Below are 12,629 nucleotides of genomic sequence, written 5' to 3'. Positions count from 1 at the left end.
GGATATTTTGCACTGTATAGTGGAAAGGTAGTTAAGAAGCTGTACGGTTGGCAGTCTGACGATTTTTCAAATATCCAGCCAGTAGTACACCGATAATAATGAAAACAACGAATATCCATCTCCACAGCGGGTGAGCTTCAAATACACCATGCAGACGATTTTCTTCGGTAATCATATGGGAAGCGGTATATGCAAGTACTGCACTACCCACATAGATAATCCATGGAAAACGATTAGTCAGTTTGATGAAGATCGTACTGCCCCATACTACGATAGGCACGCTGATACACAGACCAATAATCACGAGACCGATGTGCTGGTTAGCAGCACCTGCGACGGCGATAACATTATCCAGTCCCATAGCTGCATCGGCTACGATAATGGTCCAGACTGCACTCCAGAGAGAAGTGCCTGCTTTGACATCTTTATGATCTTCATTATCGGTAAGCAGCTTGTAGGCAATTACAATCAGCAGCAGACCACCAACGACAAGCAGCCATGGAATCTGCAGCAGCCAGATAACGGCAATTGTTGCTACAATTCGAATGATAACCGCTCCAAACATACCGTAGAGAATAGCTTTTTTCTGTGTTTGCTGCGGCAGCTTACGTGCAGCCAGACCGATAACAATAGCATTATCGCCTGCCAGAATAAGGTCGATAAAGATGATGTTTAAGAGTGCCAGCCAAAAGCTGGCTTGAGTAATATCCAAAATGTCTCCACTCCTTTAAGTTTGCCCAGATTAGCCGATAATAATAATATACCAGCATGTGTCTGGTTACCATGACAGGTTCATCACATGAATCAAGGTGATTCTGCAGATTGGGCATATAGGGAATGCCTGATTCCGTAAATATTCGCAGATCGTCAGATCAAGATGGCATGTTGTATTAATAACCAGAATAACCGTAATACTAACCGCTGGATCTGTTGTATACAGTGGGCGAGGGACTCCTTTCGGGTAGTCTTTTTGCGGAAGATCGGCTACACTAAATGTATGGAAAAACACTGGATCAGCTGCTGTACCGGAATAAAAACGGCTGGGAGGAAAGCGTAATATGACGAATCGTAATCAGGGAGTTATCGCAATATTTATTATACTAGCCGGACTGGTCATTTTGCTTGGCAAGCTGGGTGTATTTGCTTTTATTGGACATGTTTTCTGGCCGCTGCTTATTTTGCTGCCAGGTGTACTGCTGCAGTTGGTTTATTTTAGCCGCAGCGCTTCTTCGTATGTACTGATTCCGGCAGGTATACTGACCGTATACGGGATTTTGTTTTTCTTTTGCAATATCTGGGGCTGGTCATTAATGGCCTACTTGTGGCCGCTGCTGCTGCTTGGTATTGCTGTAGGACTGTATGAATATTATATGGTTTCGTCTTCTGCCATATCCCGTAATGTTGGTTTTGCTGCGGTTGTTCTGGGTGCATTATCTATCATTTTTCTCTTTTTCAGCCTGCTGGGAGCATCGGCTTTCTACCTGATCGCTTTGCTGCTGATTGGCGGCGGAATATGGATGCTGTTCAGCCGAACTAATTCCAAAAGAGGCTGGTAATAAGTATGATTAAGCTTGATTTATGTGAGTTATGCCGTATAATGAATAATGAATCAGTTTACTAATGACGGTTTTTACAATTTTTTTATAATAAATAGTAGAGCGTCGGCTTCGTTGACCGACGCTCATTTTCTGGAGAGGATTTGGAGAATTTTATGCATTTGAGAGAGAATATCCGCAATATCGCCATTATTGCCCACGTTGACCATGGTAAAACAACACTGGTGGACAAACTGTTGCAACAATCCGGCATTTTCCGTGATCACGAGACTTTGCAGGACCGCGCAATGGATTCCAATGATTTGGAGCGCGAACGCGGTATTACGATTCTGGCTAAAAATACAGCTATTACCTATAAAGATTATCTTATTAATATCGTGGATACTCCGGGTCACGCCGATTTCGGTGGTGAAGTAGAACGTATTATGAAAATGGTTGATGGTGTACTGCTGGTTGTTGATGCTTATGAAGGTTGCATGCCGCAAACGAAATTCGTACTGCGCAAAGCACTGGAGCACAACCTGACACCTATCGTTGTCGTGAACAAAATCGACCGTCCGGCAGCTCGTCCTGCTGAAGTTATTGACGAAGTACTGGAACTGTTTATCGAGCTGGGTGCTAACGATGATCAGCTGGACTTCCCGGTTGTTTATGCTTCTGCATTGAACGGTACTTCCAGCATGGAAGATGATCCTGCCAAACAGGACGATAACATGCAAGCAATCTACGAAACTGTAGTAAGCAAAATCCCTGCTCCAACCGAAGATACAGAACAGCCGCTGCAGTTCCTCGTTACACTGATGGACTACAACGAATATCTGGGTCGTATCGCTGTTGGTCGCGTTAACCGTGGTATTATCCGTCAAGGTCAATCCGTAACGGTTATTACCCGCGAAGGACAGAAGAAAACAGCACGTGTCGAGAAGCTGTTTGGATTCCAGGGTCTGAAACGTGTCGAAGTTGAAGAAGCAGGTGCAGGTGACATCATCGCACTGGCTGGTATCAAGGATATCAACATCGGTGAGACAATTGCTGATCCACAGAATCCCGAAGCACTGCCGGTTCTGAAAATCGATGAGCCTACACTTCAAATGACGTTCCTCGTGAACAACAGTCCATTTGCAGGTCGTGAAGGTAAATGGGTAACATCGCGTCGTCTGCGTGACCGTCTGTTCAAAGAGCTGGAGACTGATGTGAGTCTGCGTGTAGACGAAACAGAAAGTCCAGATGCTTATGTCGTATCCGGACGTGGTGAGCTTCACTTGGGTATCCTGATCGAGAACATGCGTCGTGAAGGTTATGAGCTGCAGGTGTCCAAGCCTGAAGTTATCGTTCGTGAAATCGACGGTACTCGCATGGAGCCAATCGAGCGTCTGATGATCGATGTGCCTGAAGAAAGCATGGGCGCAGTTATGGAAAGTCTGGGAAGCCGCAAAGCTGAGATGGTTAACATGGTTAACAATGGCAGCGGACAGGTTCGTCTGGAATTCCTGATTCCTGCACGTGGTCTGATCGGATATCGTACGTACTTCCTGACTCTGACTCGTGGTTACGGTATTATGAACCATGCGTTCGATAGCTACGGACCGCTGGTAGCAGGACAGGTTGGCGGACGTCACCAGGGCGTACTCGTATCCAGTGAGAATGGTTCTTCCACACTGTACGGTATTCTGTCTGTTGAAGATCGCGGTACACTGTTCGTTGAACCGGGTGCTGAAATCTATGAAGGTATGATCGTTGGTGAACATACTCGTGATAACGATATCGTCGTTAACATTTGTAAAGAAAAGCAGCTGACTAACGTTCGTTCTGCTACCAAGGATGACACCGTTAAAATGAAAACTCCGCGTCTGTTCTCTCTGGAGCAAGCTCTGGAATACCTGAACGATGATGAGTATTGTGAAATCACGCCGAAAGCTATTCGTCTTCGCAAAAAGATCTTGAACAAGAGTGAACGCGAACGTGCTGAGAAACACCGCAAAGCAGCACAAAACAGCTAATTCCGGTCGTGAAGTTGCAATTATAATCTGAATTCTTCATTATAGTAGGTGGCTGAATCCTGAGTATGCTGGTGATCAGCATAGGATGGAGCAGCCACCTTCACTACATTATCTAATAACGATGGAACAGGTGTTGAGAGCAATGAGTACGACTACAGGAGGACTTCCGCCGCGTGCGGGGGGCAAGGCCAAATCGCAAAAAGCCGGCAATCCCAAGTCCAATAAAAAACAAAAGAAAAAAGTTAGCGGCTTTAAACGGTTTATGCAGATTCTGCTAATCGTGATTCTGCTGGCAATTGTAGGTGTTATGGCGTACGCTGGTATTCTTTATTATCAGCTGCAGGGAATGTTCGAAGGTAAAGGTGGTACAGGTCAGACTCCAGGTATTGTAGATACCAGAGTTCCTGAGAAATCTGCCAAAGAAAAGCCGATTACGATGGCTCTGCTCGGTACGGATTATCGCAAAGAGACCGGTACACGTCTTACCGACGTAGTTATGGTAGCTACGCTGAATCCGGAGACCAAGTCTGCCACAATCGTATCACTGCCGCGGGATACGTACTTCCAGCTGGATGGATATATTCCCAACAAGCTGAATGCGTATTATCCTAAATTCTATGCGGAAGATAAGAAAAAAGGCACAGATAACGCCATGCAGGAAATGCAGACCATGCTGGGGAAATATCTGGGAGTAGATGTCGATTATACGACAGTTATTAATTTCCAGGGCTTCAGTGATGTTGTAGATGCTGTAGGTGGTGTGGATGTCGATGCAGCCATGAATATGTGTTATATTGACCGTGCAGACGGAACCAATATCAATATCAAAAAAGGTCCGCAGCATCTGAATGGGGAACAAGCTCTTGGATATGTACGTTATCGTCATTCCAGCAGTTCTTGTAGCCCACGCACACAGGAATCCAGTGACTTTGATCGTAACAAACGTCAGAACGAAGTACTGAATTCTGTAGTGGATAAAGTTCAATCGTTCAGTGGTGTAGCAAAGCTGAGTTCAATTATCCAGTCGGTCGATGATAATATGGAGACGGATATTGAAGGCAGTCAGTTCACCAATCTGTTAACCACTTACTGGGATATTCCAAAAGCGAATATCAAGTATATGCCGGTTACAGGAGATTGGAAGAGCCCGTATGTATACATCAATGAAACCGAGCTGGCTAACGCCAAGCAGGCACTTCAGGATGAACTGAACGGAACAGCAACACATTCGGATCAATTTGACGGTGCAGGTACTTCCACAGAAAGTACAGGTCAGTCAGCAACTGCAAAATAAAAGTGAATATCATAAACTCCGTATGTATTGTTAATAGATCAGAAAGAAAAGAACAGTTTTCTGCTTAGGCAGAGAGCTGTTCTTTTTTTGTTGTAAAATGTCTATTTATTCCTAGAAAATGAATTATTATAGTAACCAAAACACCTACTATCTCACATTTGAAAAGGGCAATATCTATGCTATAATATCCGTGCACCTTACTATTCGCTGAAGCAGGGATTGGAGGTTTTGGGATGCCGCAATGTATGTGTAATACACTATCATGTGATGGAATCATTTCACATGTGCCAAATCCAACTCTTATTCAGCTGTATGCCAAAGGTGCGGCTTGCTGTGATTTTTTCAAATTATATTATAATGATAGGACAAGTCTGGGTGCTGTATAACCCGGGCTTTTTTGTTTTATATCAAGGGGAGGGTGAGGCTTGGCGGTTCAGGAAGCGGGAAGCATAAGCTGGAGGCATCAGAGATCACAAACAATTCGTACCCAGGGGGGAATCTCCATGAAAAAGATTTTTGTATTGGATACCAATGTGCTTCTTCACGATCCGAATGCCATTTTCGCTTTTGAAGAAAATGATGTAATTATTCCCGCAGTGGTATTGGAAGAAATCGATTCAAAAAAACGCAATGCGGATGAAATCGGGCGAAATGCCCGAGGCGTCTCCCGTTCGCTGGATGCGCTTCGTGAAATAGGACATCTTCATGATGGCGTTCAGCTGGAAAATGGAGGTACACTGCGGGTTGAATTAAACCATCGCAGCTTTGCCAAAGTGCATGAGATGTTTGGCGAGATCACCAATGATAACCGTATTCTGGCTGTTGCTTTGAATTATGATTTGGAAGAACGCGAGAAAGCCGAACCTCGTCAGGTCATTCTGGTGAGTAAAGATGTACTTGTTCGTGTCAAAGCCGATGTACTCGGACTGCTGACAGAAGATTACCTATCCGATCGCGCAGCCGAACCCAATGAGATTTATACAGGCTATACGACACTTCAAGTTCATCCCGCGACTATCGATGATTTCTACAATAACCGTTATTTATCCGTGAATGCGTTGAACCTGAATTATACGCTGTACCCCAACGAATTTGTAATTCTCAAAGACGAAATGGGCAGCGGCAAGTCCGCACTGCTCAAAGTCAGTTATGATGGCAGCAAGCTGGAGCCACTTTTCCTAAGCAATGAGCCGATATGGGGAATAGCTGCACGTAATGCCCAGCAGCGAATGGCTCTGGAACTATTACTCAATGATGATATTCCACTGGTTACCATTACAGGAAAAGCCGGTACAGGCAAAACGCTGCTGGCACTCGCGGCCTCATTATCCAAAGTAGAAGATGAGCAAAAATACAAAAAGCTGCTGATTGCCCGTCCGGTTGTACCCATGGGGAAAGACATTGGTTATCTACCGGGAGAAAAAGATGAAAAGCTTCGTCCCTGGATGCAGCCTATCTACGATAACCTGGAGTTCTTGTTTGATACCAAAAAAGCAGGAGATATCGATAAGATTCTAATGGGACTGGGCAGCATTCAGGTAGAGGCACTTACCTATATCCGTGGGCGGTCGATCCCAGGACAATTCATTATTATTGATGAAGCTCAGAATCTATCTCGTCATGAAGTGAAGACAATTGTATCCCGTGTCGGTGAAGGCAGCAAAATTGTACTGGTCGGCGATCCGGATCAGATCGATCATCCGTATCTCGATTCGATTAGTAATGGTCTGACTCATGTGGTAGAGCATTTTAAACAGGAAGGAATCAGCGGTCATATTACTCTGGAAAAAGGAGAGCGTTCCAAACTCGCTCAGTTGGCTGCGGATCTGCTGTAATATAAATGAACAAAAAGCGTCTTCTCCAATCAGGGAGAGGACGCTTTTTGATATATTTATTCATTCTGGAGTAGTGAGCCTCCATACTTTTCTGTATAGAGGCGATTATTTTGGCTCTTGTTCATTGTTTACTTGAGTGACAACTCCAGCTGTACGGTCATCGATTGAGGGACAATCCCGACCGAAGTCGCTTTGAGATAAGGAATGATCTGTTCAGGATAGAATCCCAGGTCGAACTCATTCTCCAGCATTTGGCAGGTTGTATCCGGTAGACGAAATCCGTTGAATATCAGCTGATCTACCCGGAAACGCATTGTATTTTGCGGAGCATTTTCAATCTCATAATGACCAATGATCTCCAAGGCCAGTTGCCCCTCTTGTCCATGAACAACTAGTCGATCCTGTTCAAAATTGAATTGCAGGCTATCTGGCAACCCGGCAGTCTGATGCAGAAAATCATTCAACTGCTGCTGCTCGATAACAATCGTATACTGCCGACCATTTGTACGAATAGCTCCCGGCTGCGATTCAAGAAATGCGGGAAATTGCTGCATGGATTGAGCCAATGCCTGAAAATAATTCTTCACTTCATACAATCCAATATTCTCCCAGTAGGCATTCATTTCATTGATCAGTTGTCTCGCAGTGTCCGGCTCGGAGCTGGAAGCAAGACCGCTGTGAATTCGGGTTTGCAGAGAAGATACACGTTGTCTCTGTACGGTCAAACGACTGCCGATCGTACGTAACTCCGTGGAAGTACGCAGCAAATCGCTTCGTATAGACTGTATCTGCTCATATCTGGTTCGATAATCTGTCATAATTTGCTGATCATGATCCAGAATCATTTTATAGTATTCGTAAAATGCAATGACTCCCGATATACTACCAGCCGCCCAGAAAGCATTGCGTAATTGCTCCCGCTCTCCGGTATAATAGGCAATTAGTATTTTATCGGATTGTACTTTGGCATCATTCAACTGCTGTTCACTGGTCAGAGCTTGCTGTTCCAGTTGTTGATACCGGGTACGGGCGGTATTTTCTTCCTGACGAATTCGTGTGATTTCATGATCAAGTTCAGTTACCGATAAACTGTCTTCCAACAGCTGACGGGTCTGCGGATCGAGTTGCTCTGCAGATTCTAGGGAAGGCGCCGCTGCACTAATGAATGAAAAAGGTACAAACATAGCTGCCAAAAGAGAGAAGCAAACGACGCATGCCGTGTAAACAGGTTTCATCTATCGTTTCCTCCCTGTATAATTAATGTTGTTACTGCAAATAAATTCATTATAAATAATGCAGAAGCTGTCTTTGGATTAGAAATATGAATGAGTAGGTCACGATCCAAAAGCTATATTCGGGTTATGCCTATGTAGATATATGGCTGTATGTTGCATAAATCATCTACAATATAGGAAAGCAGCATAGAAGATAGGGGTTATTCACAACTCATATATTCTTATTTTATCGCATACCATGTTCGGAGGGAATCACATGATTATTGATATTTTTGGAGCAGGATCTTTGGGGCTGCTCTTTTATAGTAAAATGGCTCAGACACAAGAAGATATTCAGCTAAATCTGTGGACACGTACAGAAGCACAAGCTTCACTAATCCGACAAGAGGGCATTCACTATTATCCATCTGCAGATGCGGTAGCGGATTTATCAAGTTTGTCTATCCCGGCATCAGGGAATGTCTATCCTGTATCTCATATTTATCATACAGGAGACTGGCGACCGGCAGATGTCATTCTGGTTACGGTGAAACAAACCCATATGACTCCTGAATTGATAGAGCAGCTGGCAGAACGGGTATCGGAACGGACCTGTATTATCTATTTACAAAATGGTATACGAACAGATCATACGGGGGATAACAAGTGGCAGGTTTATGCAGGCATTACTACAGAAGGCGCCAAGAAATCAGCTCCCAACAAGGTGATACATTCAGGGTATGGAGAGACCATACTTGGACAACTAACGCAACCTCACGGTACTGTAGACAGGGGGTATGAATCGGAGGTTGCAGCTAATGGGCATTCGGACGCTATCATTTTGTTATTAAATTTATGGACTAAAGCAGGACTTAGTGCCTCTTTGTCGAATAATATCGAGATGGCAATATACCGGAAGCTGATTATTAATGCTGTAATTAATCCACTCACCGCTTTGTGGCGTATACCTAATGGAGAGCTTTTGGCCAGTGCGGAGCGCATAGCTGTGATGAGACAGCTTTATGAAGAAGCGATTCATGTATATGACAAAGCAGATATAGAATGGTCAGAATCACTTTGGAATGATATCTTACAGATATGTCGATCAACTGCATCCAATACCTCCTCTATGCTGGCTGATGTACAGCAGGGTAGAAGAACCGAGATACGGTGGATTAATGGCAGTATTGCAGAGATTGCCCGGCGTCATCAGACAATAGCCCCTGGACATGAATGGGTATGTCATCTGATTGAGGCAATGACCATAAAGGAGGCAGATTAATGGGAGGATTTTTCGGGTGGCTGCTGAATGGAGCGATTTTTTTGAGTCTCGTTCCTTTTATCCCTTTCCTGGCTGTATATCTGATCAGCCGGTTTAAGAAAGAGCCGAAAAAGAAAGCGGCCGGAAATGCGATGGACGTGACGACTCCATTTCTTTATATTTCGGTAGCGGCGTTATTTAATATCATATTTAACAGTCAAATGGGATTTTACATATTTTTGCTGATACTGCTGCTGGCTATTGGAGTTATCGGAAGTGCACAAAACCGTCTCAAAGGGAAAGTGGATTTTCAGCGTCTTTTCCGTGCAGTATGGCGTTTATCTTTTTTATTTTTGAACTTAGGTTACATCGTGCTGCTTTTAATCGCTATTTTGCAATACTTGACACGGTAATCGTGTCGAAAATTGGGATATTTTTGCTTGATGTTAGGTATTCCTCCGTGGGATGAAGCCTAATATACACTGCAATGTGACGAATATGTTGAAAAAACCGAAAAAAAACGCTTTTTTTAAGATTAAAATATAGATTTTTTTGACCACTGGTTGTATAATCAATAAACATATACCACAACCACATTTTTTAGGGGGAAACTGCTAGATGAAAAAGAAAAGTTGGTTAGTACTTATGACCCTCGTACTAGCTTTTAGCACCTTGCTCGCAGCTTGCGGCAGCGGTTCTGAGAGTGGTACAGGTACAAGTGGACAAGCAGGAGAAGGCACTGCATCACAGGATTTACGCATCAACATGAGTGCAGAACCTCCTACTTTTGATCCGGCTCAAGCAAAAGACAGCCAGACAAATACGGCTCTGAAGCTGATGTACGAAGGTCTCACCCGTATGGGCGCAGATGGCAACCCGGCTCCAGGCGTTGCTGAAAAATGGGATGTTTCCGAAGATGGTCTGAAATATACTTTCCACCTTCGTGATAATGCAACTTGGAACAACGGTGAACCTGTAACAGCGGAAGATTTCGCTTATGCATGGGAACACGTTCTGAGCCCGGACACTGCTCCAGCATCTGAATATGCTTACCAGCTTTACTACCTGAAAAATGGCGAAGCGTTCAACACTGGTAAAATCAAAGATTTCTCCCAGGTTGGCGTGAAAGTTGTTGACGAGAAGACACTCGAGGTTACTCTTGAGAACCCTGCACCTTACTGGCTCGGTCTGACTTCTTTCTACACATACTATCCGGTTAACAAAAAGAACGTTGAAGCTAATGACAAATGGGCTGCAAAAGCAGACACCATGGTTACTAACGGACCGTTCACTTTGACAACTTGGACAACAGGCCAACAACTGGCTTGGACTAAAAACGACAAGTATTGGGATAAAGATAACATCAAACTGAATACAATTACGGCTTCCCTGGTTAACTCCGGTGCAACCGAGTATTCCAGTTATCAAAGTGGCCAGCTTGATTATGCTGGTGCACCAACTGGTGAGATTCCAACGGACCAGATCCCTGCTGCAAAACAACAATTCCCGGATCAATTCCAGGCAAAAGGTATTGCAAGCACATACTACTATGAATTCAATAACAAAGAAAAACCTTTCAATAATGCAAAAATCCGTAAAGCGTTTGCAATGTCTATCAATCGCCAAGCGATCGTTGACAATGTAACACTGGGTGGACAAATTCCGGCATTTGGTTTCGTACCTCCGGGTATCAAAGGCCAAACAGACGAATATCGTACTGAGCACAAAGACAGCTATTTCAAAGAAGATGCAGCACAAGCAAAAACATTGCTGGCAGAAGGTATGAAAGAGGAAGGTTACACAACTTTGCCTCCAATCACACTGATCTACAACTCCAGTGAAGCGCATCAAAAAATCGCTCTGGCGATTGCTGATATGTGGAAGAGCAACCTTGGTGTAGACGTGAAAACTGAAAACCAAGAGTGGAGTGTATTCCTGAATAACCGTCAAAGTGGTAACTTCCAAGTTGCTCGTGCCGGTTGGACAGCTGACTACAATGATCCAATGACATTCATGGATATGTGGGTAACTGGCGGCGGTAACAATAACGCTGGCTATGCAAATCCTGCATATGACAAACTGATTGCTGATGCAAAAGCTACTCAGGATGCTGCAAAACGCATGGATGATATGTCCAAAGCAGAGAAAATGCTGATTGAAGATGACATGACTGTTATGCCTATCTACTACTACACTAGCATTTCTCTTGTAAAACCTAATCTTAAAGGAATCGTTGTTGATTTCAGTGGAGCAATTGACTTCTCCAAAGCATATTTCGAATAATTCAATAATTAATTTGGCAGTTAGATGATTGCTGCGGGATATATGTGGAGCTTTTCCAACCATATATATCCCGCTTTTATGTGTGTTTGACGTTTTACCATATATTGCTTTTTCTAACTTTGAATATTGCAAGTTTTTTACTTGTTTTTATTAAATAATATGAATTGCAAGTTTCTTTCTTACTTAAAGAATCAAAGAAATAGTATGGTTGAACAATACGCATAAACAATACACAAAGGAGGGTTCCAGAAGAATGGTTAGGTATATTGCCGGCAAGTTTCTTTTTATGCTAGTGTCTCTATTTATTCTGGTATCACTGACATTTTTCCTGATGAAAGTTATTCCAGGTGATCCTTTCATGTCAGAAAGAGCAGTGCAGCCTCAGATCAAAGCACGTCTGATGGCTCAATATGGATTGGATCAACCCATTCCTGTGCAGTATGTACGTTATCTGGGCAATGTTGTTCAAGGAGATCTTGGTATTTCGATGAAATATCAAAACCAGGATGTAACCGGACGAATTGCTCAAACCTTTAAGCCTTCTTTGCAGATTGGTATTTTTGCTATTATTATTTCTATTATTGTCGGAATTGTGCTTGGTTTGATTGCGGCTTTGTACCATCGGAAGCTGATCGACCATGTAGCCATGACTTTGGCAATTATAGGGATCGCAGTACCGAGCTTTGTGCTTGCAACCTTGATTCAGTATTTATTTGCACTCAAGCTGGGTTGGTTTAACGTTATGGGCTTCAGCAAGCCTAGTGACTTTGTGCTTCCGGTAGCGGCTCTGGCCGTACAACCTATAGCATTTATCGCTCGTCTGACACGATCCAGCATGCTGGAAGTTCTGAACTCCGAATACATCAAAACCGCTAAAGCCAAAGGTCTGAACGGCTTTACTATCATGACACGGCACGTGGTGCGTAATGGTATCTTGCCTGTTGTTACTTATGTTGGACCGATGACTGCAAACGTTATTACCGGTTCTGTCGTTATCGAGCAGATCTTTGGTATTGGCGGTATTGGTAAGGTATTCGTCGAAAGTATTACCAACCGTGATTACACAATGATTATGGGCGTCACCATTTTCTATGGTGTTATTTTGATGCTTGCACGTTTTATAACAGATATTTTGTATGTGCTGATTGATCCGCGCATCAAATTGTCTGGAAGAAAGGGGGCTTAA

At 43.6% G+C, this 12,629-nt stretch carries 10 protein-coding genes; 8 read left to right on the top strand and 2 right to left on the bottom strand.

The annotated features are described in order from the left end of the window. Positions 1–31 precede the first annotated feature (31 nt). Positions 32–712, bottom strand: a complete 681-nt coding sequence (locus H065_RS0104450; protein ID WP_017811816.1) for a TerC family protein — start codon at positions 710–712, stop codon at positions 32–34. Positions 713–1,058: 346 nt separating this feature from the next. Here H065_RS0104450 and H065_RS0104445 point away from each other — a divergent pair, with 346 nt between their 5' ends. The 4 genes from H065_RS0104445 (at position 1,059) to H065_RS0104430 (ending at position 6,685) form a co-directional block, all read left to right on the top strand. Then, positions 1,059–1,556 carry a hypothetical protein gene (locus H065_RS0104445; RefSeq protein WP_017811815.1) on the top strand — a complete coding sequence of 166 codons (498 nt, stop codon included), beginning with the start codon at positions 1,059–1,061 and terminating at the stop codon, positions 1,554–1,556. Between the two features lie 155 nt (positions 1,557–1,711). Further along, entirely contained in the window at positions 1,712–3,556 is a 1,845-nt protein-coding gene (gene typA, locus H065_RS0104440; RefSeq protein WP_017811814.1) for a translational GTPase TypA, read from the top strand. 142 nt (positions 3,557–3,698) lie between these two features. After that, positions 3,699–4,850 carry an LCP family protein gene (locus H065_RS0104435; RefSeq protein ID WP_017811813.1) on the top strand — a complete coding sequence of 384 codons (1,152 nt, stop codon included), beginning with the start codon at positions 3,699–3,701 and terminating at the stop codon, positions 4,848–4,850. Positions 4,851–5,353: 503 nt separating this feature from the next. Continuing rightward, a complete protein-coding gene (locus H065_RS0104430) occupies positions 5,354–6,685 on the top strand; it encodes a PhoH family protein (RefSeq protein ID WP_017811812.1) in 1,332 nt (443 codons plus the stop codon). Between the two features lie 128 nt (positions 6,686–6,813). On the opposite strand, the gene H065_RS0104425 is transcribed toward H065_RS0104430, so the two are convergent. After that, complete coding sequence (locus H065_RS0104425; protein WP_017811811.1) at positions 6,814–7,920, bottom strand: hypothetical protein; 1,107 nt, start codon at positions 7,918–7,920, stop codon at positions 6,814–6,816. 256 nt (positions 7,921–8,176) lie between these two features. Between H065_RS0104425 and H065_RS0104420 the strand changes: the two genes are divergently transcribed. The 4 genes from H065_RS0104420 (at position 8,177) to H065_RS0104405 (ending at position 12,629) form a co-directional block, all read left to right on the top strand. Next, on the top strand, positions 8,177–9,181 hold the full coding sequence (locus H065_RS0104420; protein ID WP_017811810.1) for a ketopantoate reductase family protein: 1,005 nt from the start codon (positions 8,177–8,179) through the stop codon (positions 9,179–9,181). Further along, on the top strand, positions 9,181–9,573 hold the full coding sequence (locus H065_RS0104415) for a DUF3397 domain-containing protein (RefSeq protein ID WP_017811809.1): 393 nt from the start codon (positions 9,181–9,183) through the stop codon (positions 9,571–9,573). The genes H065_RS0104420 and H065_RS0104415 overlap by 1 nt, the downstream gene beginning before the upstream one ends. Positions 9,574–9,778: 205 nt before the next feature. Then, on the top strand, positions 9,779–11,443 hold the full coding sequence (locus H065_RS0104410; protein WP_017811808.1) for a peptide ABC transporter substrate-binding protein: 1,665 nt from the start codon (positions 9,779–9,781) through the stop codon (positions 11,441–11,443). Between the two features lie 253 nt (positions 11,444–11,696). Further along, a complete protein-coding gene (locus tag H065_RS0104405) occupies positions 11,697–12,629 on the top strand; it encodes an ABC transporter permease (RefSeq protein ID WP_017811807.1) in 933 nt (310 codons plus the stop codon).

Source organism: Paenibacillus shenyangensis, from assembly GCF_000346635.1.
Taxonomy (GTDB): domain Bacteria; phylum Bacillota; class Bacilli; order Paenibacillales; family Paenibacillaceae; genus Saccharibacillus; species Saccharibacillus dauci.
Note: the sequence above shows the minus strand (reverse complement) of the source record. Positions and strands in the feature narration are given on the sequence as shown.

Coding starts and splice junctions, on each gene's coding strand:
- H065_RS0104420 (WP_017811810.1), top strand. CDS start 8,177: ATGATTATTGATATTTTTGGAGCAGGATCTTTGGGGCTGCTCTTTTAT.
- H065_RS0104425 (WP_017811811.1), bottom strand. CDS start 7,920: ATGAAACCTGTTTACACGGCATGCGTCGTTTGCTTCTCTCTTTTGGCA.
- H065_RS0104435 (WP_017811813.1), top strand. CDS start 3,699: ATGAGTACGACTACAGGAGGACTTCCGCCGCGTGCGGGGGGCAAGGCC.
- H065_RS0104415 (WP_017811809.1), top strand. CDS start 9,181: ATGGGAGGATTTTTCGGGTGGCTGCTGAATGGAGCGATTTTTTTGAGT.
- H065_RS0104430 (WP_017811812.1), top strand. CDS start 5,354: ATGAAAAAGATTTTTGTATTGGATACCAATGTGCTTCTTCACGATCCG.
- typA (WP_017811814.1), top strand. CDS start 1,712: ATGCATTTGAGAGAGAATATCCGCAATATCGCCATTATTGCCCACGTT.
- H065_RS0104445 (WP_017811815.1), top strand. CDS start 1,059: ATGACGAATCGTAATCAGGGAGTTATCGCAATATTTATTATACTAGCC.
- H065_RS0104405 (WP_017811807.1), top strand. CDS start 11,697: ATGGTTAGGTATATTGCCGGCAAGTTTCTTTTTATGCTAGTGTCTCTA.
- H065_RS0104410 (WP_017811808.1), top strand. CDS start 9,779: ATGAAAAAGAAAAGTTGGTTAGTACTTATGACCCTCGTACTAGCTTTT.